The following is a 24,568-nucleotide window of genomic DNA, read 5'->3' as shown; positions in this document are numbered from 1 at the left end:
GAGATGGCACGCGGAACGTTCCGGATCTACCTCGGCGCGGCACCCGGCGTCGGCAAGACCTACGCGATGCTCTCCGAGGCACACCGCCGCCTGGAGCGCGGGACCGACTGTGTGATCGCCTTCGTGGAGCACCACGGCCGGCCGCGCACCGAGGTGATGCTGCACGGCCTGGAAGAGGTGCCGCGCAAGGAACTGGAGTACCGGGGGACCGCCTTCACCGAGATGGACATCGACGCCGTCCTGGCCCGGCGCCCCCAGGTGGCGATGGTCGACGAGCTGCCGCACACCAACATCCCCGGCTCCCGCAACGCCAAGCGCTGGCAGGACGTCGAGGAACTGCTCGCGGCAGGCATCGACGTCGTCTCCACCGTCAACATCCAGCATCTGGAGTCGCTCGGCGACGTCGTCGAGTCCATCACCGGCATCCGCCAGCAGGAGACGGTGCCGGACGAGGTCGTACGGCGCGCGGACCAGATCGAGCTGGTCGACATGGCGCCGGAGGCGCTGCGCCGCCGTATGGCGCACGGCAACATCTACAAGCCGGACAAGGTCGACGCGGCCCTGTCCAACTACTTCCGGCCCGGAAACCTCACGGCGCTACGGGAGTTGGCGCTGCTGTGGGTGGCCGACCGGGTCGACGCCTACCTGACCGAGTACCGCAGCGCCCACAACGTCTCGACCATCTGGGGCTCGCGCGAGCGGATCGTCGTCGGCCTGACCGGAGGCCCCGAGGGCCGCACGCTGATCCGCAGGGCCGCGCGGCTCGCGGAGAAGGGCGCCGGCGGAGAGGTCCTGGCCCTGTACATCTCCCGCAGCGACGGCCTCACTGCCGCATCGCCGAAGGAACTGGCCGTCCAGAGGACCTTGGTGGAGGATCTGGGCGGCACCTTCCACCAGGTCGTCGGCGACGACATCCCGGCCGCGCTGCTGGACTTCGCGCGCGGGGTCAACGCCACCCAGATCGTACTGGGCGTCTCCCGCCGCAAGAGCTGGCAGTACGTCTTCGGGCCCGGCGTCGGCGCCACGGTCGCCCGGAACTCCGGACCGGACCTCGACGTCCACCTCATCACGCACGACGAGGCCGGAAAGGGACGTGCACTGCCCGCCGCCAGGGGCGCGCGGCTCGGCCGGTCCCGGCTCATCTGGGGCTGGCTCGTCGGCGTGCTCGGCCCGGCCCTGTTCACCTTCCTGCTGACCGGCGCGTTCCCGGCCGTCGGCCTCGCCAACGACATGCTGCTGTTCCTCACCCTGACAGTGGCGGCGGCCCTGCTCGGCGGGCTCTATCCCGCGCTCGCCTCCGCAGTCGTGGGCTCCCTGCTGCTCAACTGGTACTTCACCCCACCCGTCCACACCTTCACGATCGCCGACCCCGAGAACATCGTCGCCATCGCGATCTTCATAGGGGTCGCCGTGTCCGTGGCCTCCGTGGTCGACCTCGCCGCCCGGCGCACCGACCAGGCGGCCCGGCTGCGCGCCGAGTCCGAGATCCTGTCCTACCTCGCGGGCAACGTGCTGCGCGGTGAGACCGGCCTGGAGGAGCTGCTGGAACGGGTGCGCGAGACGTTCGGCATGGAGTCGGCGGCGCTGCTGGAACGGGTCGGCGAGACCGATCCGTGGACCTGCGCGGGCAGCGTCGGCCCCCGGCCCTGCCAGGAACCCGACGACGCGGACGTCGACGTACCGGTCGGTGACCACATGTCCCTGGTCCTGACGGGGCGGGTACTGCCGGCCGCCGACCGCCGGGTGCTGGCCGCCTTCGCCGCCCAGGCCGCCGTGGTGCTGGACCGTCAGCGCCTGCGGCAGGAGGCCGGCCAGGCCAAGGAACTGGCCGAGGGCAACCGCATCCGCACCGCGCTGCTCGCCGCCGTCAGCCACGACCTGCGCACCCCGCTGGCCGGAATCAAGGCGGCCGTCACCTCCCTGCGTTCCGAGGACGTCGAGTGGTCCGATGAGGACCGGGCCGAGCTGCTGGAGGCCATTGAGGAGGGCGCGGACCGCCTCGACCACCTGGTGGGCAACCTCCTGGACATGTCCCGCCTGCAGACCGGCACCGTCACCGCGATCATCCGTGAGACCGACCTCGACGAGGTCGTCCCCATGGCCCTCGGCGGCGTGCCCGAGGACGGCGTGGAGCTGGAGATCCCGGAGACGCTGCCCATGGTTCACGTGGACCGGGGGCTGCTGGAGCGGGCCGTCGCCAACGTCGTCGAGAACGCCGTCAAGTACAGCCCCGCGGGGGAGAGGGTCCTGGTGTCCGCGAGCGCCATCGCCGACCGGGTCGAGGTACGGGTGGTCGACCGCGGCCCCGGTGTCCCCGACAGCGCCAAGGACCGCATCTTCGAGCCCTTCCAGCGCTACGGGGACTCACCGCGCGGCAACGGCGTCGGCCTGGGCCTGGCGGTCGCCCGCGGCTTCGCGGAAGCCATGGGCGGCACCCTGAGCGCCGAGGACACCCCCGGCGGCGGCCTCACCATGGTGCTCAGCGTGCCGACGGCACCGCAGCGTGGGTCGGAGCAGCCGGATCTGTCGGCCGCGACGACGCCCTGAGGTGGGTTTGAGCAGCGTTGCCGCTGGTGAGTGGGGCTTCAGGCGGTGGGGCCGAGGCCTCCCGGGCTCCAGGTAACCGCCCGCACACGTGTTTGGTCATGAGGGGCGCGGGCTACTCGCTTCCGGAAACTTGTCCGCAGTCTGGAAGTACGCAGTGAGCTGCGGGAATGCGCCGTCGCTCCCGTAGCAGGGACTGCGGTGCGGGAATGGCGAGGTAGTGCGCGGGCGGAAGCCCGCCCAGGGCGAGGGGCTGATCGTGATGAGCGTGGCAACGCAGCAGGGCGGTGGTGGAGGTTCCAGCGGCCTCTACGACGTGTTGGAGCTGATTCTCGACCGGGGGCTGGTGATCGACGCGTTTGTGCGGGTCTCCCTGGTCGGCATCGAGATACTCAAGATCGATGTACGGGTCGTGGTGGCGAGTGTCGACACGTATCTGCGTTTCGCCGAGGCGTGCAACCGCCTCGACCTGGAGTCCGGCCCGCGCAAGCCGGCCGGCCTGACCGAACTCCCGGGAAAGCTCACGGAGTCCGGTGCCCGCGGCAAGACCAAGGGAGTGCTGTCCGGGGCCGCCGAGACGATCTCGCAGGCCTTTCAGCAAGGCCGGGAAGAGGGGCAACAGCGGTAAGGAGACCGGTCCGGGCGGCGGAGGAGCGGTGAGCGCCCACCTGCACGGGGTACCCGCGCCCGGCGCGTCTTGGTGTTCGGCGAAGAGCCCGCAGGGCCGAGGCCGCCTTGGTGAGACGGCGAGCCGTGCCGTCCGGGTTGGCCGTGCCGCGGTGAAGGCTGCCGCGGCACGGCCGGCGACGGTCGGTGATGCGCCGTGGCGTCAGCTGAAGACGCGTTCGGCCTCGCCGCGGTGGGTGGTGCGGACAGGGCCTTCCGGCTTTGTGGCATGGATGATCCAGTCCTTCCGCGCCCCCGCCCGCGGCCCACTGCCGGACCCGCCGCAGTGCGCCGCGCTGTATCGGGCGATACTCCGCGCCAGCCGGGACATCACCGCACCCGAAACCGGAAAGGGCGCAAGGGGAAGGTGATCGAAGCCCTCTCCCGGCCCGAGAGCACCGGCGAGTTCGTCGCTCCGTCCGGCAAGAACTGGCGCCGCGCGTCGATACGTGTCGGAGGCCACGCGGTGCGGGGCGGGCGGCGGGGCAGACGGGCTGTATGGAGATCGAGCTGGTTTGGCGGGGCCTGCGATGGTCGCCGCCTGTTCGTCCGTCGTGAGCTGACAGGCCCGCAGCCCTGTCTGCTCCTCGCGGAACACCTGCCACTGTGCGACGGCAACGGCGAGCCCACGGCTGTGGAGGCCCTGCTCGCCTCCTTCCGGATCGTCCGCTACGAGCGCGACGCGGAGGCAGGCGACCGCACGGGCGTACGGCGCCGGCTGTACCGACGTACGCCTGATTCCGCCGTGTGACAGCCTGCCTTTTCCAAAACCGCGGGCATGCTGACGGGCAGGCGTCCTCAGGCTCCTTGCCGGCCCTCCTCCTCGCCGGTATCGGCCTGCGGGGATGCGGACTTGGGGTGTTCGGTGATCGGGGCGAGGCGTTGGGCGGCCGTGCCGAGGAGGTCCAGGTCGGCCTTGGTGTGGGCGATCGCCGCGTCGATCAGGAGGGTGACCAGGGGATCGTCCGCTCGGGTGCGCCGTAGCCGGGTCAGGCCGGCGAGTTCGGCGACGTAGGTCTGCTGTTGTGCGGTGATGAGGGTGTCGAGGGCGTCCGGACCGAGGGAGGACGCGCCGAAGAGCTTGAGGAACAGTTCGTCGCGGAAGCCGCCGGTACGCACCCAGGCGCTGGTGGCCCAGTTCCGCAACTCGTCTTGTCCGGCGGGTGTGAGGGTGTAGCGGGTCTTGTCGGGGCGGTCCGCCTGGCTCACGTGGGAGCGGACGACGTAGCCGTCTCGGACCAGGCGGTCCAGGATCTGGTAGAGGTGGCCGATGTTCAGGCCGCCCCATTGAGGGCCCATGGCCTGCTCGAACCGGCCCTTGAGCTCATAGCCGTGGTCCGGGCCGTCGGCCAGCAGCGCGAGCACCGCGTGGTGAAGCGGCATGGACCCTCCTGCAACGCCATTTACATGCCTTGTGGATTGTGACAATGTACCGCTGCATTGTGACAATGCAGGAGGGTGGCAGCACGGTGGATGTGACGTTACGAGGCGTGACGCGCCGGTATGCGGAGCTGGTCGCGCTGGATGCCGCGGACCTGCGCATCGAGTCGGGGACCGCCGTCGCGCTGACCGGGCCCTCGGGGTCGGGGAAGTCCACGGTGCTGCATCTGCTCGGCGGAATGGACCGCCCCAGTGAGGGGACGGTCGAGGCCGACGGCGAGGAACTCACGCCGCGGCGGCTGGACGCCCACCGCCGCCGGGTCGGCTTCGTCTTCCAGCGCTTTCACCTGCTGCCGGCTCTGACCGTGCTGGACAACGTCCTCGCGCCAGTGCTGCCCCGACGGGTGGATTTCGACCGGCAGGCACGCGCGAAGGAAGTGCTGGAGGCCGTCGGCCTCGCGGAGCGTGCGGACGCACTGCCGTCGGAGTTGTCCGGCGGTCAGCAGCAACGGGTCGCGATAGCACGGGCGTTGATCAACCGGCCCGGCCTGCTGCTGGCCGACGAGCCGACCGGGAACCTGGACAGCACGACCGGGCGGGAGATCGTCGAACTGCTGCTCTCGCTGCGCGAGCGTTACGGCACGACCCTGCTGGTCGCCACGCACGACGTCGAGGTGGCCGCGAACTGCGACCGGATCGTACGGCTGCACGACGGCCGTATCGTGGCCGATGACCGGGTGACGCCGGACGGCGACGTCCTCGGCCGTCTCGGAGGACTGCGTCCGTGATCGGCATGATCCTCTCTCAGTTGCGGCGCCGACGCGGGCGGGCCCTCTCCCTGGCGCTGGGCATCCTCGTCGCGGCCACCGGCTTCACCCTGCTGACCTCCGCGGTCACCACCAGCCGCGCCCAGACCACGGGCATGGTCCGGCACAACGCCCGTTCCGCGTACGACATCCTGGTCCGCCCGTCCACCGCGCAGACCTCCGTCGAGCGTCAACGGGGCCTGGTGCAGGCCAACTTCCTGTCCGGCGTGTTCGGCGGCATCACCCTCGACCAGTACCGGCGCATCGAGAAACTGCCAGGGCTCGACGTCGCCGCCCCCATCGCCAACATCGGCTATCTGATGGTGGACGGCAGCCTGCGCCTCGACGTCTCGCGTTTCCTCGACTCGAAGGCCTCCGCCCAACTGCTGCGCCTGAAGCCGACGGTGAAGGCCGGCCTCGGCAGCTACCCGGCCGCCGACCAGTACGTCTACCTCACCCGCAACCCCGTCACGATCCGCAACGATCTCATGGCCGATACCGGACTGACCGGACTGGAACAGGAGAAGGCGGCCGGACGGACGTACTGGGTGTGCTGGTACTACAACAGCGACAAGTCCGATACGACGACGGGCGCCGACGGCAAGACGCTGACCCCCCAGGCCGATCCCGGCTACAACCCGGTACCGACGTCTGCCTTCGACCTGGACGCGCGATCGCGGATGACCTGCCGGTCGGGCCAGGGCAAGGCCTCGGCGGAGATCCCCGTCGCCTTCCCGGTGCTGCTGTCCGCCGTGGACCCGAAGGCCGAAGACCGACTCGTCGGCCTCGGCGACACGGTCACCTCCGGCCGCATGCTCACCTCCAAGGACCGCCCGGTGTGGGGCCCCGACCCCTTCGACAGCGGCCCGGCGGCCAGCCGCCAGCACGACTACCAGGTGCCGGTCATGCTCAGCAGCCACGCCCTGACCTCGACGACCCTGACAGCGAGCGTGGAGCGCCTCGACGCGGGCGACCCCGCCAAGCTGCCCGGCAAGCTGGGCAGCCCGGCCGCCCACCGGTTCGTCACCGCGCTGCGGGGCCGGACCGTCGGCACCGTCGGCGCCGACCTCGACAAGGCCTTCCGCTCCGTCGACAGCGCCGGCAACTTCGACACCGGCGGCTACTGGACCGTCGGTCCGGTCGCCTACGGCACGTCCGCCGACGGCCTGGTGGCGCGGACCCGCCCGCAGCAGCCCGCCGGCGTCTGGAAGAACAACCTCGAGGGGACCTCGGCGCTGCTGTCCGACGTTCCCGAGGAGAACGCCGGCACCCAGTACCGCACGGTCGCCGGCCACGCCTCCACGAACTGCGGGGGACACAGGACCTGCAGCGGCCCCGACAGCGGCCGCGCCCCGATCCCGGTCATCCACCTCGTCGGCCGGTACGACACCACCCGGCTGCACGGCTTTTCCGCACTGTCCGCCGTGCCGCTGGAGACCTATCGCTCCCCGCAGGTCACCGGCGCCGACGCGGCGACCCGGTCCGCGCTCGGCGGCGGGCCGCTGCACCCCGACCGCAACCTGGGCGGCTATCTGAGTCCGCCGCCCACCCTGCTGACCACGCTGGACTCGATCGGCGCGTTCACCAAGAGCCGCCACACGCCCACCGCCCAGGAAAGGGCGCCTGTCAGCGCCATCCGCATCCGGGTGGCCGGAGTGAGGGGCGTCGACTCCGCGTCCCGGGCCCGGGTGAACGCCGTGGCCGCGCGCATCCACGACGCGTTCCCGTATCTTCGCGTCGACGTCACCGTGGGAAGTTCCCCGGCGCCGCAGACCGTCGCACTCGCCGGCGGGCTCGACGTCCGGGAGAACTGGACCGCCAAGGGCGTGGCACTGCGCATTCTGCGGGCCGTGGACACCAAGAGCGCCGTGCTGTTCGTGCTCGTGCTGGTGGTCTGCGGGCTGTTCCTCACCCAGGCCGCGCTGGCCAGCGTGCGCTCCCGGCGCACCGAGATCGGCACGCTGCGCTGTACGGGGTGGAGCGCGGGGGAGGTCCTGCGCCTGATCCTCGGCGAACTCGCCGTCGTCGGCCTGGGCGCGGGCGCGTCGGGCGTGCTGCTCGCCTACGTCCTGGGCGCCCTGCTCGGCCTCTCCCACTCGTTCGCGAAGGCCGCCCTGGTACTGCCGGTCGCCCTGCTCCTGGCACTGGTGGCGGGCCTGATCCCGGCCTGGCGGGCGACCCGGATCAGTCCCCTGGACGCCGTCACCTCCCCGGTGGCGCCTGCCCGCCGCTCCGTTCCCGTACGGTCGGTCGCCGGTCTCGCCCAACGCGACCTGCTGCGGGCGCGCGGACGTACCGTGCTCGGCGCCGCCGGACTCGCCCTGGCGGTGGCGGCGTTCACCGTGCTGCTCTCGGTCACCTTCGCCTTCCGTGGCGAGGTCGCGGGTTCACTGCTGGGCAACGCGGTCGTGGCCCAAGCCCGCACCGCCGACTACCTGAGTGTCACCCTGACCCTGCTCCTCGGCGCGGCCGGCGCCGTGGACGTCCTGGTCATGTCCCAGCGAGAACGGGCAACCGACCTCGCGGTCCTGCGCGCCACCGGGTGGACGACACGCGAACTGGCCCGGCTGACCCTCTACGAGGGCCTCGGCCTGGCCCTGCTCGGCAGCCTCACGGGCGCCGCAGCCGGACTGGCCACCGTCCTCGCACTCGGCGAAGGCGTCCTCTCAGGGCACCTCCTGCCGGTCGCCGCGGCTGCCGTGACAGCCATCCTCGTCTCGACCGCTCTGGTCTGCGCGGCACTGACCGTCCCGATCCGCACCCTGACCCGGATCGCTCCCTTGCGTGTCCTCACGGCGGATTGATGACGACAACAAGAACTTCCTACCGCGATCCCGGTAAACGATCTCGGGGCCGACGAGCCCGGGACCCTTTGAGCCGGGATGCTCTGCCCCGGGGCCGGCCGGCCGCGAATTTGCCCACCGCTGCCGGTTTTGAACGCGAGGGTGTCGGCGAGGGGCATCGCGTTGTCAGTGGCGGCTGCAAGGCTGCACGCATGAACGGAGATGAGCAGCTGCTGCGCGGCCGGGTCTACGGCCTCGACCACGATGACCCGGACCCCGGACCGCGCCCGCGGCAGACCTACGCGCTGCTCATAGGCGGGCCGCTGGACGGACTGCTGCTCGACATCACGGGCTGGCGGCCGGAAGAGGTCGAGGACGGCGCCGCATTGCCCACCGAACTCGGGCAGTTCCCTGGCGGGCGTGCGCTCTACGACCCGCGCCCCGGAGAGCCGCGTACACCGGGTCCCGGCGTGAGCTGCCGCTTCTACCACTCCGGCGATACGCCCTGACTGAAGCCCGCGGGCGCAGAAGTCGACCACGTACCGACCGTGGCACCGTCCGCTGTCCACTGGTACCGCCGTCTCAGCCGGTTGGCCACGCCACGACTGCTCCGCACCCCCCATAGCGCGATCCGCTCACTGCTCAGGCTCCGACATCCATAATCGATCTATGGGGACTGTGACGGCGCTGTACCGGTATCCGGTGAAGTCGATGCTGGGTGAGACCGTGATCGCCGTGGCCGTCACGGAACGTGGTTTCTCCGGGGACCGGGTCTACGCCGTACTTGACGATGCGGGCGCGGTGGGCAGCGCCAAACACCCCCGTAAATGGGGGGAACTGCTGCGTTGCCGAAGCCGCCTGGACGACTCCGGCGTGGTCCGGGTCGTGCTGCCGGACGGGCCCGCTCTCTCGGCGGAGGGCCGCGATGTGGACGTGCGGTTGTCCCAGTTGCTGGGCCGAAAGGTCTTCGTTACGGCCGCCGTACCCGAACACAACAAGCTGGAGCGGGCCGTGCCCGATTACGACGGCGGTGTTCCGGATGTGGTGGGTGCGACCGCTTCTGTCGATGCGACAGGGACGAGCATCACGACGGGGAGCATTGCTCCTGGGACGTTCTTCGACTTCGGACAGGTCCATCTCGTCACCACAGCGTCCCTCGACCGACTGCGCGCCGTGTATCCCACCGGGGACTTCGACGCCCGCCGCTTCCGGCCGAACCTGGTGGTGGACACCTATGAGGGGCCGGGTTTTCCCGAGGACGCCTGGCTGGGATGCCACGTGCGTGCGGGTGAAGCCTTGTTCCGGGTCGTGGTCTCCACGCCTCGCTGCGTGGTACCCACTCTGCGGCACGATGAACTACCGCCGGATCCCGGCATCATGCGTGCGGTTGCCCGGGACCATCGTGTTCCGGTGCTCGACCTGGGCCGGCTTTCGTGCCTCGGCGTATACCTTGACGTTCTCGAGGCCGGAACGGTCCGGGTGGGCGACGCGGTCACGTTGCAGGAGGCCGCCTGACTACGCGCAGACGCGGGTTCTTCGTCAGGCACCAGGATGACACCATGACGACGACACTCACCGACGTCTGGGCCCGACCTCATCGTTGACCTCCTGCAGGAACTGCTCGCCACCGATACCTCGCGCCAGTCGGATGAAGGAGTCACCACCGGTTGGTGATGTCGCAGGTGCAGGCAAGTGCGTGATCAGGCGCTGTACTTGACCGTGGCCGTGGTGAGCAGCACGTCACATGGGCGCGCTCGCGTCGGTCGGGCCGAGGGCACGCGGGGGCAACGAGAAGGGGGAGACGACGGGGAGACGCGCAGGCGGCGGCGGGCTCCGGCACGGGGTGCGCGGCGATCGCCCGGACGTGGGAGAAGAGCAGGGAGCCGCCGGCCGGCAAGCCACGCAGCTTGATCTGAGAGCCCTGCTAGGGCAATCGCCTGAGCCACAGCAGGGCAAGGCCGTAAGCGACAGCCGACGCGGCAAGTCCCGCCAGGAGCGTAGCGGTGTACGCCCAGTCGGGCACCGACTGCCTGAGAAAGCCGAAGGTGACGTCGCGAGTGATGAGGAATGCTGCGACGGCGGCGAACATCGCACCCGCGGACTGCTGGGTCCACCGTCCCGGCTTCGACGCGACGCGGCCATCCGGGCGAGGAGCAAGAGGTTCTGTCACTTCCCACTTGTACCCGGACCTGATGCGCCTCATCAATGGCAGCTCGCGCAGGCCCGCACGCTGCCTGGGGCTCTTCATCGCCGTGCGCCGACGCACGCGACGCACCGCGGCAGGCGCGGTGCGTCGCATGGGTGCCCGTTCTGTGCGGGCCGGTGGCTTCCCGGTCCGTGGACCTAGTAGGCCGTACGCCCGCTGCGGGTGCCGCCGCCGTTCGTGGTCACGAAGTAGAAGCTGGTGCCGTCCAGCACGTCGGATGCCACCACCGTGTAGCCGGCGCCCTGCGTGACGAGGGTCCAGTGGTCCTGGCAGTAGCCGTGAGCGGCCCAGCACACGGCCACCCACTGGCTGCCGCCGGAGTCGATCCGCAGGTTGATGTCGTTGCAGCGCGAACTCGTCGTATAGGTGCCGCTGTAGCCGTTCGGCGGCAGGCTGATCGCCACCGATCCGCCGTAGCAGGTGACCGCCGCCTGGTCGGCCCCGGCGGTGCTGGCCGACGCGGTGGCCGGCACGAGGAAGGAGAGGAACAGCGCACTTGTGGCCAGGATGCCCAGCCGACGTGCGCGGAGGCCTCTCTTCCGTATACCACCCATGACATGTCCTTTCGTTTGAACTACCGTCCCTGATTTCCAGTCACGGAATTCCGATCTTTACCGGACCCGCCCGCCTCGGCGTCGCGTGGCTGGCTTGAACGCATGTTCCCAATGCGGGAAGAGGACTGTCATGCTCATTCGATTCCATTGAAGATTCGCAGGTGGGGGGTTACCGCGGATGCTTCGCTTCCATTTCACCGCCGAGGACGTGGCGCGCACGCGGGTGGCGGCCTCGCCGCATCCGTTGTGGGAGATCGCCGGCAGCCTGCACAGATTTCAGACTCGTAGCGGCAGATGGAAGTACGCGGAGTGGTATGGCCGTGCGTGCGGCAATCTTCAGGAAACTGGTCTCGCACAGCCGGTGAGAACGATGTTGCTGCCGCTGTTCCCGCGTGCCCGCTATTTCGCCGACTTTCTCACACCGTTCGAGGGCATCGACGGTCTGGAGCTCGCGCTCGAGGCCATACTCGCAACGCCCGACGGGCAGGTGAACCGTGAAATGGCCCGAGCGGCCCGGGCGAGTCGGGCGCCGTCCTGGACGTTACGGGTCGCCGAGAAGTCGCTGCGCAGTGATGTGGTGAACCTGCTGCGCGCGTATCACCGGACTGTCATCACGCCTCACGAGGAGGGCATTCAGGAGACTTTCGAGGCGGAGCGTGCGCGGCTGGCCAGGAGCATGCTGGGCGAGGGAACGGCCGGGCTGCTGGCGGGCCTCTCGCCGGTGGTCCGCTGGCGGCACCCGGTGCTGGAGGTTCCCGACTACCCCGCCGAGAGCGATGTGCATCTCAGGGGCCGTGGGTTGCTGCTCATCCCGTCCTACTTCTGCTGGAAGTCACCCATCGCCCTGGCGGACCCGCGACTTCCGCCGGTGCTCGTCTACCCCGTCCACAACGTGCTGGCGGCCGCTTCCCCCAAGGACGAGGCCGCCCTGTACGCCCTCCTCGGTCATACCCGCGCGATCATCTTGCGGGCCGCTGCCGCCGGGGTTAGTACCGGTGAGGCGGCGCGTCGCGCCGGGGTCTCCACCGCAACCGCCACCCACCACACCAGGGCCCTGCGCGACTCCGGCCTCATCGCCACCCAGCGGCACGCCAACAAGGCGATGCACACTCTCACCAGGTTGGGCGCGGCTGTTCTGGGAGCGGGGCAGAGATCGTGACCAGTGCCGGCCGGGGTGAACGGCCCATGATTCCCGCAGGGTTGCTGACGACAGCTGGCTGGGTGTCAACTCCTGGCGTGCGATGGACGGGTCGCGTGAAGAGCCTGGGTGACCAGCCGGAGGCGGGGTGATGCCGAGCGCAGAACCCGCATGCGTAGCGGGTGCGTTCTGGGCCTTCGGAGGTGACGCCCGCGCGAGCGGCCCCCGGCCCCGTCCACCAGAGAGCCGTCAAGAGTTCACCGCTCGTACGCGCTCCGGCTGATCTCGGGGTCAGCCGGGGGCGCCAGACTCCGGCCGGGCCGATCACCGGCTGCGGTCCGCGCCTGCTGCGAGCCGCACCGTTGCCCCCATGCCGGCCGCTGACCTGTCGTGTCTCCGGCCCGCCCGGGCCGCTCGTCCCTGAGGGAGAATCCCATGAGATCGTGGCGCCACATCGTGTCTGGCACCGCAGCCCTGAGCCTGCTCACGCTCGCTGTGTCCGCCGGAAGCGCCTCGGCCGGCCCCCGCGCCGCCGACGCCGGCAACCGCGACAAGCCGTTCACGTTCGCGGTGATCGGCGACATGCCCTACGGCGACGCCGAGATTGCCGACTTCCCCCATGTCATCAGCCAGATCAACGCCGACCCCGACGTCACGTTCGTCTCCCACCTCGGAGACATCAAGAACGGCTCGACGGCGTGCACCGACGCCTACTTCCAGATGATCAAAACGGACTTCGACCAGTTCGAGGACCCGCTGGTCTACACGGTGGGCGACAATGAGTGGACCGACTGCCACCGGCCGAACAACGGCTCGTACAACCCGCTGGAGCGCCTCGCCAAGATCCGCCAGGTGTTCTTCCCCCGCCCGGGCTTCACCCTCGGCCACAACAGTGTGAGGGTGACCTCGCAGGCCGACGAGGGCATCCCGGAGAACGTCCGCTACACCCGCGCCGGCGTCGCGTTCGCCGCGTTCGACGTGGTGGGCAGCAACAACAGCATGGCGCCGTGGACCGGCAACACCCAGCCCACTCCCGAGCAGGCCACCGAGGTACTGGCCCGTACGGCGTCGGTGATCGAGTCCATCCGCGACACCTTCGCCGCGGCCCGCCACCATCACAACCGGGCCGTGGCCCTGATGATGCAGGCCGACATGTTCGACCCCACCGTCAGTGACCCCTCGTACGCCGACTACTACGCCTTCCAGCCGATCGTCGCCGCCATCGCCCGCGAGTCCGCCGCCTTCGACGGTCCGGTCTACCTCTTCAACGGCGACAGCCACCTCTACAACAGTGACCAGCCGCTTGCCGTCGGCTCGTCGTGGCTGTCCTTCTACCACCTGACCACCGCCGTGCCGAACCTGCACCGCATCACCGTCGACGGCTCCAGCAACGCCAAGGACTACCTGAAAGTCACCGTCCAGCCGCACACTTCCCAGGTCCTCAGCTGGACCCGGGTCCCCCTGGCCGGCTCCGGCTCCTGACAAGGGGAGTGGGGCCCCGGCCTTGGCCGGGGCCCCACGTTCCGCTACGGCATGATGCGAGCTCTCGCGGCCAGTGCCCTCTCCAGCACCTTCTCCCGGTACGGGTTCGCCGGGCTGAGGGCCTTCGCCACCTCCACGGCCTCGTCGAGCAGGGCCAGCCTGCGCTCAGGCAACTCCCGCACCAAGGGTGAGCCGCTCTCCTCCACCAGGACGTACGCCAGTTTCGATCCGTACACCTCCGGCTCGACCTGCGTCAGCAGACGGTAGATCCACAGCCCCTCCACGCCCCGCACCACCCGCCGGTTGGCACTGAGCAGCCTGACCTTCGCCAGCACAACCATGTCCCGATCCATCGATCCCCTTCGTCCCCGCCCCTCCCCGGCCGGCGCATGTCACACGGCGAGACAGCACGGCGAACGCGCCGGCAGCCGATGACGGATGCCGGCCCGTTGGCCGGAGAGTGGATGACGACGAGTCTGCGGGTACGGCACCACCCGCAACAAGGCCGGGCGGGCGTGCGCTTCGTCCTACCGAAAGTTGCTCCGACCAGGCATGATGGACCTGACACTCACTCAAGCCCCTCCGTCGCGCGTCAACGCCGTGCGTGATCGGCAGATTCAGGCGGTTCTGTTCACCGGTCGGCTTCGCCCCGGCGGAGAAGAGCCCCGGCTGGACGGGGGAGACCAGCCGGGGCCGATAGCGGTGGCGAGCGGAGGGCGGTCGCCTCTCGGCGGGATGCTCCATGGGGCTTCAGTCGAACGATCGTCCCCATGGGCGGAAGGTGAGGCCCGGGGACGCTGTCCCCTCCGCAGCCACGTTTGGATGAACGGTCAACCGCCCCGGAGTGTTCCTGCAATGCCCCTCCTGTCGGGGTGAGTTGGGCCGGGGCCGTACGGGAGTCACGTGGGGAAGGCTGCCGTCCTTTCCAGGAAAGCGAGTTGGGCGGTCTTCTCGGGCAGGTACACGTCGGGGACGTCGATCTCCGGCAGGACGACGACCGGCCCCGTCTCGAAGCCCTGCCGTAGAAAACGTGCGATCGCCTTGTCGTTGCGCACATCGGGGTCGACGACGATCCGGTGCCGGCCCAGCCCCGGCAGCACGTACGCGTTCACGACCGCGAGCAGCGACTGCGACCATCCCGGCCGTGCGCCGCCTTCACCGGCGGGCGCGAGCAGCAGATGCACCCCGATGTCGCCGTCCCGCACCTCGTAGCACTCGCCGACACGGTCGGCCTGGGGCTCGTAGGTCTGGAGCAGTGCGACCGGCTCGCCGTCCTTGACGACCAGGAAGGCGTGATGGGTGTCGAGCCCGGCCATGTGCGTGTAGATCTCGGTGACCTGTTCTCGGCCGAGCCCGTTCATGCCCCAGAACACGGCTCGTTCCGCACGCACCCAGCGGTGCACGACGTCCGCGTCCGCGTGCGGGTCGAGCGGCAGGATGCGGACGGTGCCGTAACCGTCGAGGTGCTGCTCGTGGACGGCGGTGCGGGTGTCGTACGGATCAGGCATCGCTCTCCTTGGTGAGCTGCTCGAAGTCGGTGACGACCGGGACGAGATCTCCCCTGACCCACAGGGGGAGCTGATCGCGGTGATGTGGTGAGCCCGGCACTCCCGAGGCCCCGAAGGGCACCACCCACCGGCTGTTCTCCCGCCGTGCCAGGTCCCACACGTAACGGGCGGCGGGCCCCCGCGCGCTCAGATCGGTCAGGCCGGGCACGGACGAGGTGCACAGCACACAGTCGTGGTCGCCGGAGAGGCCGGGTTCGTCGTCCGGGGTGGCGGCGAGCGCCCGCCAGGGGGCGAGCCGGTGACTCTCGCCCCAGCGGGCGGCCGGTGACCGGGCGGCCACTTCCTCGAGGGCCGCCACTACGGTCGCCGGCCGGTCGACGCCGTACAACTCCTCTGCGCCCAGCAGGTGTTCGAGGGCGAAGGCGATCCGCGGCAGCAGGGCGAGCCAGGGGAGGAAGAGCTCCGGGCAGGCGGGTGGGGCGGCCAGCGCGGCGAACGCCGGGTGCGCGGCGAGCCGTCGTACGACCGCGCCGCGCACGGCTGCGTAGACGGCCGCGTCGGTGCTCCGCGCGTCCATGCGGCGGTCCCAGCGCAGGAGGCGGTCGCGGAGGGCGGCGGCCTCGGGGGACAGGTCCGTCAAGGCCCGCAGGTGGTCCAACAGGGGTGCGGCGGAGCCGAGATGGGTGTCCGTGTGGATCGCGGGCATGTCGGCGGGCGACCAACAGTCCTTCCCCGCCAGCAGGGCGGCGATGCGCTCGGCGCGGTGGGGCGGGGCGAACTCGACGCCGAGGGGCGTGGCCGGCCCGCGCTCGTTGGCCATCACCGCGACGGCGCCGACAGGTTCGGCTCGGGGTGTCTCGTGCCAGCCCCGCCACTCGTGTCCAGGCTCCCAGGCGGGGACGATCCGGGTGCGGTTGGCCTCGGAGCGCACCGGCACCCGACCGGCGACCCGGTGCAGCACCCCGCCCTCGGTGTCCGCGGCCAGGACCACGTTGACGGGTTCGGCCCACCGATCGAGGGCCCTGTCCACGTCGGCGGTCCGCCGGGCGCGCAGAAGCGGGAGCAGGGCGCTGAAGCCGAGGTCTCCAGTCACCCGGGGTGGGTAGCGCAGGGCCAGGGCCACGGGCTCGTCGTCCGCTACGCCGCCCTCGAGCCCTTCCGGCCCCCCGGCGATCACGGGTCCGCGCTCCGTCTCGATGACCTCGGTCTCGGCGGGCGCCTCCCCTGCCACCTGCACGGTCTCCACCTGCCGCAACGCCCGCCGCCACACCCCGTCCGGGCCGAGGGCCTCCACGCCCGCACCGGTTCGCCGCAGCCGCTCCCGGTAGAGGTCCTGGTAGTCGGCCATGGCGTTGGTGATGGCCCAGGCGACCGTGCCGGTGTGGCCGAAGTGGGCGATGCCCGGGATGCCGGGGACGGCGAGGCCGACCACGTCGAAGTCGGGGCAGACGAGGTGGATCTGCTGGTAGACGCCGGGGTCCTCGATGAAACGGTGCGGATCGCCGGCGATGATCGCCTGTCCGGTCGTGGTCCGGGCCCCGCCGACCAGCCAGCCGTTGCTGCCGGCGGTGCCGGGCCCGTCCGTGGCGAACAGCCCCACCGCCCGCGGGCCGAGGTGCCGTACCGCCAGGTCCCGCCAGAGCTTGGCCGGGAACCCGGCGAAGAGGATGTGCGTGGCGAGCCAGACGCCGAGCGGGGTCCAGGGCTCCCAGCGGCCGGGGGTGAGGCCGGCACGGGCGAACTCCGGGGCGGTGGTGGTGGGCAGCTCCTGGTTGACGCCGTCGACGTACGCCCGGACCCACCGCGCCGTCTCGGGGTCGCGTTCCTCCAGTGCGGCCCAGCAGCGCCGGGCCGTGTCGTCGAGTCGCGCGCGGCGGGCGAACACGTCCCAGGACAGTGCCTGCGGTCCCAGGAAGGACGCTGAGGTGCCCTGCGCCCGGTGCCGCTCGACCTCCAGTTGCCAGGCCCGGTCACGGGCGGTCACCGTACCCTGGGCGCGGGCGAGTTCGTGAACGCCGTCGGCTCGCAGGTGCGGGATGCCCCAGGTGTCCCGGTGGATCTCGGAGCCCACCCGACACCTCCATTCTTTAGGTAAGCCTTGCCTAATCTGCTCTCCGGAATCGTACGGGAGCGGTGAGACACCGACGCACTCAGCCCCTCCGGCACTGACCAGCGCCCTCAGGGGTTTGGTCTGGCGGTGCCTCGGCGCAGATCGGCTCCGGAAGCCGGGCGAGTCGGCGGAGCGAACCGTGGGGCCGGGCGAGTCGGCGGAGCGAACCGTGAGGTCGGTGATGGCCCGCAGCGTGTTTGCGCTACCGCGGCCGACGGCGGCTACCGGCGTGCGCGACGGATGCGAATCGGTCCGTGTGCCTCGGACTCCGTGACGGGCCGGCCGCCCTGGGGCACTGCGACTTCACCGACCGCCACCAGATGCCATGCCGCTTGGCGGACCGGTTCCAACAGCTCGCGCCAGCCTTGGTCGTCACCCTCGTAGACCTCGCGGGCCACGTCGGACGGACAGACCGAAGCCGTGTCGGCGCGGCGCTCGAGCAGTCTCCTGATCGCTGTCTCCAGCCGCTGGGCGAACTGCCTGTCCGTCTCCGCCATGCATTCAGTGTGGCACCGCATCGGAGGGTCGCTGGAAGAGATCGTGCCGACACGAGGTGCGGGACGGATGCCCGGCCGCCTCCGCGATCGTCCAGTCGTCCTTGCGTGGCAGGTAGGCGGCAGGCCAAGCGCCAACCGGCCCGCCGCCTGGGAAGCCATCGACAGCCTGGCCGCCGGCGGCTCTCAGTCGTCCGGTGGGCAGATGATTCTTCGTGGTGCCGTCGCTGGTGATCTCCTGGATGTCGACCTCCTTGTTCACCGGGTACTTGCGTCCCTTCCCGAAGGTCATGATCCCCGACTCACCCACGAAGTCGGTGAGTCCGGTCGTCTGGAGATACGTGACGACCGCGCTCGGGGTGAAGTACGGGTCCGTGTCCATGATGTCGTTCATCACCCGGAAGTAGACCTTGACCGCGTCGTAGCCGCCGGCCGCGTCGCTGTCGACGGGGACTCCGTACTCCTCCTTGAAGTCCGCGGCGAAGGGCCCCTTGCTCTCGGGCAGGCCGGACTGGTTGTAGAAGAGACGGAGGGAGTCGTACTGCTGTGCCATCAGTTCGGGGTGCTGTATCAGATGGGGAGCCGGGCTCTCCGCCAGCACGGCGATCTGACCTTGGTGCGTGTGGCACTGCTTGTCGCTCTGCAGGTAGTAGAACAGGTCGTACATGACGCTGGACCGGCCCGCGTAGAGGACGAATCCGTCGGTGCTGCGGATGAGCGCGCAGATCCTGGCTGCGACGGAGGGCGTCTGGCTTTGTTTGCTCGCTTCGCCGTACGGCACCGGGTATACGGGCCCCGCCGAACCGTAGGCGTGAGTGAACCGGTCCTTCAGGTCGACGCTGAAGTAGGTGTCCTTCGGGTCGAAGACCAGCACGGCGGCGGGCGCCGTATGCCCGGCGGTGACCTTGGCCAAGGCCGCCAGCCGGGGTGAGCGCCGGGCGAAGGACGCCATGACGCGGGCAACCCGTTCATCCGGGGCGGAGAGCTGGACGTACGACACCGGTGAGTCCCGCACCATGCGCTGGCCGGAGACGCCGGTGCCGAGGACCGGGACACCTTGGGTGTCGAGTTCGACGGCCGCCTGGAGGGACTCCGGACGGCTCTGCGCGAGGCCGATGACACCGGCGATGTGGTCGCTGCTGACCCGATCGGTGATCATGTGAGCCACGTCCACACGGCTGTGGTTCTTGGTGTTGAGTCCGCCGCGCGACCCGAACCTGAAGTACTCCCCGGCGTTTGCTATGAGCAGCCGGATCGGCATCTGGGTGTTGAGGTTGAGGTCGTTGACCTGCTTCTGGGCGAGCAGCGCGCCCCGCAGCATCTGGAACCCGGTGGGCACGGTCCGACGTGACGCGGAGCCGACGCTGAGCGGGGCGAAGAAGACCAGCGTGCGATACGGCTTGGAACGGTCGACCTTCGCGTTCTGCCGGCCCAACCGGTCCTCGAGGGAACGCAGTTCGTGCGCGTACAAACCGTGGGCGAGATCGCACCGGTCGCTGCCGTCGGTGAGTCCCACGCGCTCTCCGGTGTGGACGCGTGGACACCAGGTGTCGGTGGACCGGGACGCGGGCTTGGCCGCGGGGTGGTGCGGCCCTCCGAGTCCGGGCACTTGAAGGAGCGCGGCGACGAGCCCGGCCGCCACGGCCAGGGCGACCGTGGTGGCGGCTCCGGGAAGCAGCCAGTCGCGTCCGCGTGCCTCGCGGGAGCGCACGGGCCGCCGTACAACGGGCCGTTCGGCGCTCGTCCCGTTGTCGGGCACCGGCGACAGCGGCACCGTACAGACGGCTTCGACCGGTTGCCCGGAAGCGCCCGCGGCGAGCAGCGAACCCACCGCCCGGGCTGTGGCGCCCTGGCCGCCCGGCCGGACACCCTGACCCGAGATGCCGGGCCGGGGCAGACCGGCCGCGTACGGCGGGATGTCGGCCGTGCTGACGCCCAGGACGAACAGCGGGCAGCTCGCGGTCTCTTCGGACACGGCGGAGAAGGAGTTGAGGAGTCTGCGACTGGGAGAGTCCTCGCCGCCGACCGTCGGCAGCAGCAGCACGAAGGGCCATCGCCGCCGGGGCTTTCGCACGCTCCACACCGGCGGGCGCGCCGCCCGAGCCAGGTCGTGGATGAGGGCGGTCAGCAGGATCTGCCGGACCACGGCCTCGTCGCGGGCCGCCACCGCGGAGGCCGCGGACCTGGCGGTGGCCGCCGCCACCCCGGGATCGGCCGTCGTTCCCTCATCGGCCCGGCTCTGGGACCGGGACCGCACATGCGCGTCGCGCAACGACATGGAGGCGTTGAGGAAGCTGCGCCCCGGCTCGTCCAGCATCCCGCCGACCCAGCGGAAGCGGCGGCCGCGGTCGATCCGGCGGCCGTACAGCCACCGCCACAGCCACGCAAGGGGGGTGGTGAACACCTTGGTGATCGCCGACCAGCGCTTGGCGCCGAGTTCGTTGCCGAGGGCGCTGACCTCAGCGGCGAACCCGAACTTCCAGGCGCACTTGTCGTAGACGTGGTCCCGCAGCGCCCGCCGCTCCTCCGCCACGTCCCCCGCGGGGATGGTGGCGCGCAGGACCGCCAGGCAGACGTCGAACTCGGGTAGACGCAAGGTGCCGGAACCGTCCGGCATGGTGGCGCGCAGCTGCCTGGCCACCCGGTCCAACAGCCTTACGTGCGAGCCGTCCTGGCCGTCGGCGTCCTCCCCGGACGGGTCGCAGCTGAGCAGATCCTCGTCGACGATCGCGTGCGGCACGAGGCTGGCCAGGTGTCCGGTTTCACCGGTGCCGAGCCGCACCAGACGGTGGTGGTAGACATGCACCAGGGCGGAGAGCGCCGGGTCGGGCTCGCCCCGTCGGGTGTCGCCTGCCGCGATGCCGACCGTGTCGGCGCCCTCCGAGGTCGCGCCGGCCGCCGACTCGCGAGTGAACAGGAGAGCGGGCAGCCGGTGTCTCGCGCTGCGTCGCCTGGACGGTACCCCCGTTCGCCGGTCGACGACGTAACGGTCGATGACGCGGACGATGTCGTCGAAGCCGCTGGGCAGGACGAGATCGGTCTCGCTCGTCCGATGGGGCAGGGGCACGCGGGGCCTCCCGGATTCTGAGAAACAGGAGGCGAGCGTAGGGGGAACGCCGGGTGATACAAGGTACTTTGTCGTCAATAGGCGCCCATTGAATGATTACGGCTGCTTGCCGCTCGCTTCGGACAGACACGTGCGACCCGTCCAGGTCGGCGGTCGGCAGAGGAGCGCTCGTCGTGCGTGGATCGTCGGAGCCGGCCTTGCCGGTCATGGGAGCGCAAACGCAGTACCGCCGGACAGCTTCCCCTGAGCGACGGCCCCTGGCTTCGCGGGCTCGTCGGGTGTCCGACCGCCAGTCCAGCGGCAGTCGGTGCGGGTATGACCCTTGCGCGTGCAGAGGAACCCAGTTGGCAGCGTGGCCCGACGATCGCACTGTCCTGTACTGGTGGCGCTTTCGGAACACGGGTTTCTGGCGTTCCGCCGACGGATGATGCGGTCGCTCTCTTGCGCAGCGGACCCTTCGCCGAGGTGAGGGCCGCTGACGCCGTCTTCCCTCCCGAGTCTTCCGCGTACGTGGTGGCGTACGGATGTCGGCCGGGTGGCCGTGGACTGCGAGTCCACCGGACCCGACCGTTCCCGAGCAACCCGTTGGTTTCGACGAGGGTCAAAACGTTTGCCCCGATGCCGACGGCGCGGCGAGGCTGAAGCGCGTCACCAGGGGGCGTAGGCCGCGCGAGACGGATTCCGCGCGGCACCGTGACGCCCCTGCGTACCCGACCCGGGGGTTGTGTCATATGGACAAGAAGATCGTTGTAGCCCTGGCCGCGGCCGCCTCGCTGGCGGGTGTCATCGCCACGGCTCCCACCGCGTCGGCGGAGGCCAGTCCGCCCGACTGTCCCAAGGGCAACGTCTGCGTGTGGGACAGCTCTGTCACGGGAGGACCCACCGTGATCAGGACCGAGCACAACTGGTACGGCTCGCACACCTTCGGCAGCAACGGCGGATCCGTCTTCAACAACGGTGTCCGCTACCCGGGTGCCGACCACATCCAGGTCACCTGGACCTTCAACGGCCAAACCTGGGATCGCTGCCTGCACTACAACCCCGGGCCCGGTGAGTACGCGATCCGTGGGTTCGCGTCAGGTGTCACGATCAAGAGTCTGGTGTGGCGCGGCGAGTGCTGATGCTGCGGGGCCGCGCCAAGCGCCGATGCACCGGAAGCACACCAAGGTGCCAGAGCGGCGGGGGCCCCAATTTTGAACGTGTTCAACTCTTTCGTCTAGGCTCACCTGAGGCGAAGGAGGAGGAGACGGTGAAGGTTGTGATTCCCGGGGGTACCGGACAGGTCGGCGCGGTCCTGAAGCGCGCTCTGGACGCCGCCGGACACGAGGTCGTGATTCTCACCAGACGCCCCGGGCGCGAGGGCGAGATCCAGTGGGACGGTCAGAGCCTGGGGCCCTGGACGGCGTCGGTGGACGGCAGCGATGTCGTGATCAATCTGGCTGGACGCACGGTGAGTTGCCGATACACGCCGGCCAATCTGCAAGAGATGATGGACTCCCGGGTCGACTCCGCCCGGGTTGTGGGCGCCGCGATCGCGGGCGCTGCCCGACCGCCCCGGGTGTGGCTGCAGATGAGTACCGCCACGGTTTACGCGCACCGCTTCGACGCCCCCAACGACGAGGCCACCGGCGTCATCGGCGGTGCCGAACCAGGTGTGCCGGACTACTGGGCCTACAGTGTCGAGATCGCCAAGGCCTGGGAGCAGGCCCAGCAGCAGGCAGCAACGCCCGCCACGCGCAAGGTGGCTCTGCGCTCGGCCATGGTCATGAGCCCGGACCCCGGCGGGGTCTTCGCCGTCCTGCTGGGACTGGCCCGCCTGGGTCTCGGCGGTCCGGTTGCCGGGGGAGCGCAGTACGTGTCGTGGATCCACGAACACGACTTCGTGCGCGCGGTGGAGTTCCTGATCGACCGGGAGGACATCGCGGGGCCGGTGAACCTGGCCGCTCCTCACCCCCTGCCACAACGCGCGTTCATACGCACCCTGCGCTCCGCGTGGGGCGTTCCGGTAGGTCTCCCCGCGACCAAGCGGATGGCCGAGGTCGGCGCGTTCGTTCTGCGTTCCGACACCGAACTGCTCTTGAAAAGCCGCCGAGTCGTACCGGGCCGACTGACCGGGGCAGGCTTCGACTTTCAGTACGCACAGTGGCCGCAGGCCGCGGATGAACTGGTGAGCCGGGTGCGCAAACGGGTCGGCCGCTGACAGCCGGCTCTCGAGATCCGCGGACAGCGGCCGTCACCCGTTGGAGGTCCGGCCTCGCCCTGCCGTTCAGGTGTTGAGGCTGTGTCCAGTCGTCGCGTCCACATGGTCCGGGATCTCATCGTGGCGGTCGCCCACGGTCGGCGTCCCGGTCGGCTCGAACATGAGGATGGAGGCTCCGGACGGCGCGTACGGCTTGTGCTCAGTGCCTGCGGGGACGGTGAAGACGGCTCCCCGCGGCAGGTGGACCGTGCGTTCCCCGTCGGACTCGCGCAACGAGATGTGCAGCTCTCCGTCGAGCACCAGGAAGAACTCGTCGGTGTCGTCGTGGACGTGCCAGATGTGCTCGCCCTCGACTTTGGCGACCCGGACGTCGTAGTCGTTGACGCGCGTCACGATGCGCGGGCTCCACAGCGCGTCGAAGGAGGCCAGGGCCTGAGCGAGGGAGATCGGCTGGTTGGTCATGCGTTAATCCTTGCCCGTTTCGCACTGGCGGCGTGAGTGCTAGGAATCGCATATGCCGAAAGAATCCTCGCACTCGCACTCGCACTCGTACTCACGGTCGCATTCGCGTCGGCTTCGGGCCGCGGGCGTCCACCGGGTGGTCGTCGTCGTGGACGAGAACTCGAACCCGTTCGAGCTCGGCTGTGCGACCGAGATCTTCGGCCTGCGCAGGCCAGAGATCGGCCGCGACCTCTACGACTTCCGGCTCTGCTCGCCCGAGCCCAGCCTCGTGATGCGCGACGGATTCTTCACTCTCACCGGTGTCGCCGGCTTGGAGGCGGCCGATACAGCGGACACCTTGATCGTCCCCAACCGCCCTGACGTCGAGGTGCCCCGTCGGCCCGCGGTGCTGGACGCCATTCGACGGGCGCACGCGCGCGGCGCACGCCTGATCGGTTTCTGCAGCGGCGCCTTCACTCTGGCCGAGGCAGGCGTCCTCGATGGCCGGCGGGCCACAGCCCACTGGCAGTGGGCGGATTCCTTCCGCTCCCGCTTCCCCGCCGTCCACCTCGAACCGGACGTGCTGTTCGTGGACGACGGAGACATCCTCACCGCGGCGGGAAGCGCGGCCGCGCTCGATCTCGGGCTGCACGTCGTCCGCCGCGATCACGGCGCCGAGGTCGCCAACTCGGTCAGCCGGCGACTGGTCTTCGCGGCCCACCGCGACGGCGGGCAACGGCAGTTCGTCGAGCGCCCCATGCCCGATCTTCCCGGCGAGTCCCTGGCGCCCGTGCTGTCCTGGGCGCAGGGGCGGCTCGACTCACCCCTCACGATCGCGGACCTCGCGGCGCGCGCGGCGGTCAGCCCGGCAACCCTCCACCGTCGCTTCCGGACGCAGCTGGGAACAACCCCGCTGATGTGGCTCACGGGCGAACGGCTCGCTCTGGCCTGCCGGTTGATCGAGCGAGGTGAGTCACGCTTCGAAGTGGTCGCACGACTAAGCGGGCTGGGCACAGCCGCCAACCTGCGCACGCTGATGCGTCGCGAGACGGGCATCACTCCGTCGGCGTACAGGCGCCGCTTCGGGCCCGAGGTCAACTGAGGCCAGGGACGTCCACGCGTGCCCGGCAGTCGAAGGATCACGCGAGCGAGGCCGTCGAGGCGGACCCACATCATCACCATCGGTATG

At 70.1% G+C, this 24,568-nt stretch carries 20 protein-coding genes; 12 read left to right on the top strand and 8 right to left on the bottom strand.

Features of this window, described 5'->3' with window-relative positions:
* Window positions 1-3: 3 nt before the first annotated feature.
* From ACQF4J_RS02125 to ACQF4J_RS02115, 3 genes are all read left to right on the top strand, one after another.
* A complete protein-coding gene (locus tag ACQF4J_RS02125) occupies window positions 4-2,547 on the top strand; it encodes a sensor histidine kinase KdpD (protein ID WP_351806689.1) in 2,544 nt (847 codons plus the stop codon).
* A 259-nt stretch (window positions 2,548-2,806) separates the two neighbouring features.
* Window positions 2,807-3,172 carry a gas vesicle structural protein GvpA gene (locus ACQF4J_RS02120; RefSeq protein ID WP_351582332.1) on the top strand — a complete coding sequence of 122 codons (366 nt, stop codon included), beginning with the start codon at window positions 2,807-2,809 and terminating at the stop codon, window positions 3,170-3,172.
* A gap of 405 nt (window positions 3,173-3,577) precedes the next feature.
* Window positions 3,578-3,961: a hypothetical protein gene (locus tag ACQF4J_RS02115; protein WP_427164340.1), complete on the top strand. Its 384-nt coding sequence runs from the start codon at window positions 3,578-3,580 to the stop codon at window positions 3,959-3,961.
* A 47-nt stretch (window positions 3,962-4,008) separates the two neighbouring features.
* On the opposite strand, the gene ACQF4J_RS02110 is transcribed toward ACQF4J_RS02115, so the two are convergent.
* Window positions 4,009-4,593, bottom strand: a complete 585-nt coding sequence (locus ACQF4J_RS02110) for a PadR family transcriptional regulator (RefSeq protein ID WP_351582334.1) — start codon at window positions 4,591-4,593, stop codon at window positions 4,009-4,011.
* 107 nt (window positions 4,594-4,700) lie between these two features.
* On the opposite strand from ACQF4J_RS02110, the gene ACQF4J_RS02105 reads away from it, so the two are divergent.
* The 4 genes from ACQF4J_RS02105 to ACQF4J_RS02090 all read left to right on the top strand — a co-directional run bounded on the left by ACQF4J_RS02105 (window position 4,701) and on the right by ACQF4J_RS02090 (window position 9,694).
* Window positions 4,701-5,378, top strand: a complete 678-nt coding sequence (locus ACQF4J_RS02105; RefSeq protein WP_351806693.1) for an ABC transporter ATP-binding protein — start codon at window positions 4,701-4,703, stop codon at window positions 5,376-5,378.
* 5 nt (window positions 5,379-5,383) lie between these two features.
* The gene (locus tag ACQF4J_RS02100; RefSeq protein ID WP_351582350.1) at window positions 5,384-8,200 is read left to right on the top strand and encodes an ABC transporter permease; all 2,817 of its coding nucleotides are present in this window, start codon (window positions 5,384-5,386) and stop codon (window positions 8,198-8,200) included.
* A gap of 191 nt (window positions 8,201-8,391) precedes the next feature.
* On the top strand, window positions 8,392-8,688 hold the full coding sequence (locus ACQF4J_RS02095; RefSeq protein ID WP_351806695.1) for a hypothetical protein: 297 nt from the start codon (window positions 8,392-8,394) through the stop codon (window positions 8,686-8,688).
* 160 nt (window positions 8,689-8,848) lie between these two features.
* A complete protein-coding gene (locus ACQF4J_RS02090; protein WP_351806697.1) occupies window positions 8,849-9,694 on the top strand; it encodes an MOSC domain-containing protein in 846 nt (281 codons plus the stop codon).
* Between the two features lie 828 nt (window positions 9,695-10,522).
* On the opposite strand, the gene ACQF4J_RS02085 is transcribed toward ACQF4J_RS02090, so the two are convergent.
* A complete protein-coding gene (locus ACQF4J_RS02085) occupies window positions 10,523-10,939 on the bottom strand; it encodes a hypothetical protein (protein WP_351582342.1) in 417 nt (138 codons plus the stop codon).
* A gap of 178 nt (window positions 10,940-11,117) precedes the next feature.
* Between ACQF4J_RS02085 and ACQF4J_RS02080 the strand changes: the two genes are divergently transcribed.
* Window positions 11,118-12,098, top strand: coding sequence for an ArsR family transcriptional regulator (locus tag ACQF4J_RS02080; protein ID WP_427164339.1), 981 nt, complete (start codon window positions 11,118-11,120; stop codon window positions 12,096-12,098).
* A 414-nt stretch (window positions 12,099-12,512) separates the two neighbouring features.
* Complete coding sequence (locus ACQF4J_RS02075) at window positions 12,513-13,559, top strand: metallophosphoesterase (protein WP_351582346.1); 1,047 nt, start codon at window positions 12,513-12,515, stop codon at window positions 13,557-13,559.
* Between the two features lie 44 nt (window positions 13,560-13,603).
* On the opposite strand, the gene ACQF4J_RS02070 is transcribed toward ACQF4J_RS02075, so the two are convergent.
* The 5 genes from ACQF4J_RS02070 to ACQF4J_RS02050 form a co-directional block, all read right to left on the bottom strand.
* Window positions 13,604-13,900: a hypothetical protein gene (locus ACQF4J_RS02070; RefSeq protein ID WP_351576518.1), complete on the bottom strand. Its 297-nt coding sequence runs from the start codon at window positions 13,898-13,900 to the stop codon at window positions 13,604-13,606.
* A gap of 558 nt (window positions 13,901-14,458) precedes the next feature.
* A complete protein-coding gene (locus tag ACQF4J_RS02065; RefSeq protein WP_351805154.1) occupies window positions 14,459-15,067 on the bottom strand; it encodes a GNAT family N-acetyltransferase in 609 nt (202 codons plus the stop codon).
* Window positions 15,060-17,138 carry a penicillin acylase family protein gene (locus ACQF4J_RS02060; protein WP_351576510.1) on the bottom strand — a complete coding sequence of 693 codons (2,079 nt, stop codon included), beginning with the start codon at window positions 17,136-17,138 and terminating at the stop codon, window positions 15,060-15,062. The genes ACQF4J_RS02065 and ACQF4J_RS02060 overlap by 8 nt, the downstream gene beginning before the upstream one ends.
* A 260-nt stretch (window positions 17,139-17,398) precedes the next feature.
* Window positions 17,399-17,674: a DUF3253 domain-containing protein gene (locus ACQF4J_RS02055; RefSeq protein WP_427164338.1), complete on the bottom strand. Its 276-nt coding sequence runs from the start codon at window positions 17,672-17,674 to the stop codon at window positions 17,399-17,401.
* Window positions 17,675-17,678: 4 nt separating this feature from the next.
* Window positions 17,679-20,738 carry a hypothetical protein gene (locus tag ACQF4J_RS02050; RefSeq protein WP_427164337.1) on the bottom strand — a complete coding sequence of 1,020 codons (3,060 nt, stop codon included), beginning with the start codon at window positions 20,736-20,738 and terminating at the stop codon, window positions 17,679-17,681.
* A gap of 731 nt (window positions 20,739-21,469) precedes the next feature.
* Between ACQF4J_RS02050 and ACQF4J_RS02045 the strand changes: the two genes are divergently transcribed.
* Both ACQF4J_RS02045 and ACQF4J_RS02040 read left to right on the top strand, forming a co-directional pair.
* Window positions 21,470-21,859: a peptidase inhibitor family I36 protein gene (locus ACQF4J_RS02045; protein ID WP_351576501.1), complete on the top strand. Its 390-nt coding sequence runs from the start codon at window positions 21,470-21,472 to the stop codon at window positions 21,857-21,859.
* A gap of 128 nt (window positions 21,860-21,987) precedes the next feature.
* A complete protein-coding gene (locus ACQF4J_RS02040; protein ID WP_427168548.1) occupies window positions 21,988-22,938 on the top strand; it encodes a TIGR01777 family oxidoreductase in 951 nt (316 codons plus the stop codon).
* Between the two features lie 66 nt (window positions 22,939-23,004).
* On the opposite strand, the gene ACQF4J_RS02035 is transcribed toward ACQF4J_RS02040, so the two are convergent.
* On the bottom strand, window positions 23,005-23,400 hold the full coding sequence (locus tag ACQF4J_RS02035) for a cupin domain-containing protein (RefSeq protein WP_351576498.1): 396 nt from the start codon (window positions 23,398-23,400) through the stop codon (window positions 23,005-23,007).
* A gap of 52 nt (window positions 23,401-23,452) precedes the next feature.
* On the opposite strand from ACQF4J_RS02035, the gene ACQF4J_RS02030 reads away from it, so the two are divergent.
* On the top strand, window positions 23,453-24,481 hold the full coding sequence (locus ACQF4J_RS02030) for a helix-turn-helix domain-containing protein (protein WP_427164335.1): 1,029 nt from the start codon (window positions 23,453-23,455) through the stop codon (window positions 24,479-24,481).
* Window positions 24,482-24,568 lie beyond the last annotated feature (87 nt).

The organism is Streptomyces sp. C1-1 (assembly GCF_050214755.1).
Taxonomy (GTDB): Bacteria; Actinomycetota; Actinomycetes; order Streptomycetales; family Streptomycetaceae; genus Streptomyces.
The sequence above is the reverse complement of the archived record's forward strand: the minus strand, read 5'-3'. Positions and strand labels throughout refer to the sequence as shown.

What these genes read in the sequence shown, in the direction of transcription:
- ACQF4J_RS02125 (WP_351806689.1), top strand. Translation starts at nt 4, where the DNA reads ATGGCACGCGGAACGTTCCGGATCTACCTCGGCGCGGCACCCGGCGTC.
- ACQF4J_RS02120 (WP_351582332.1), top strand. Translation starts at nt 2,807, where the DNA reads ATGAGCGTGGCAACGCAGCAGGGCGGTGGTGGAGGTTCCAGCGGCCTC.
- ACQF4J_RS02110 (WP_351582334.1), bottom strand. Translation starts at nt 4,593, where the DNA reads ATGCCGCTTCACCACGCGGTGCTCGCGCTGCTGGCCGACGGCCCGGAC.
- ACQF4J_RS02100 (WP_351582350.1), top strand. Translation starts at nt 5,384, where the DNA reads ATGATCCTCTCTCAGTTGCGGCGCCGACGCGGGCGGGCCCTCTCCCTG.
- ACQF4J_RS02095 (WP_351806695.1), top strand. Translation starts at nt 8,392, where the DNA reads ATGAACGGAGATGAGCAGCTGCTGCGCGGCCGGGTCTACGGCCTCGAC.
- ACQF4J_RS02090 (WP_351806697.1), top strand. Translation starts at nt 8,849, where the DNA reads ATGGGGACTGTGACGGCGCTGTACCGGTATCCGGTGAAGTCGATGCTG.
- ACQF4J_RS02085 (WP_351582342.1), bottom strand. Translation starts at nt 10,939, where the DNA reads ATGGGTGGTATACGGAAGAGAGGCCTCCGCGCACGTCGGCTGGGCATC.
- ACQF4J_RS02080 (WP_427164339.1), top strand. Translation starts at nt 11,118, where the DNA reads ATGCTTCGCTTCCATTTCACCGCCGAGGACGTGGCGCGCACGCGGGTG.
- ACQF4J_RS02075 (WP_351582346.1), top strand. Translation starts at nt 12,513, where the DNA reads ATGAGATCGTGGCGCCACATCGTGTCTGGCACCGCAGCCCTGAGCCTG.
- ACQF4J_RS02070 (WP_351576518.1), bottom strand. Translation starts at nt 13,900, where the DNA reads ATGGTTGTGCTGGCGAAGGTCAGGCTGCTCAGTGCCAACCGGCGGGTG.
- ACQF4J_RS02065 (WP_351805154.1), bottom strand. Translation starts at nt 15,067, where the DNA reads ATGCCTGATCCGTACGACACCCGCACCGCCGTCCACGAGCAGCACCTC.
- ACQF4J_RS02055 (WP_427164338.1), bottom strand. Translation starts at nt 17,674, where the DNA reads ATGGCGGAGACGGACAGGCAGTTCGCCCAGCGGCTGGAGACAGCGATC.
- ACQF4J_RS02045 (WP_351576501.1), top strand. Translation starts at nt 21,470, where the DNA reads ATGGACAAGAAGATCGTTGTAGCCCTGGCCGCGGCCGCCTCGCTGGCG.
- ACQF4J_RS02035 (WP_351576498.1), bottom strand. Translation starts at nt 23,400, where the DNA reads ATGACCAACCAGCCGATCTCCCTCGCTCAGGCCCTGGCCTCCTTCGAC.
- ACQF4J_RS02030 (WP_427164335.1), top strand. Translation starts at nt 23,453, where the DNA reads ATGCCGAAAGAATCCTCGCACTCGCACTCGCACTCGTACTCACGGTCG.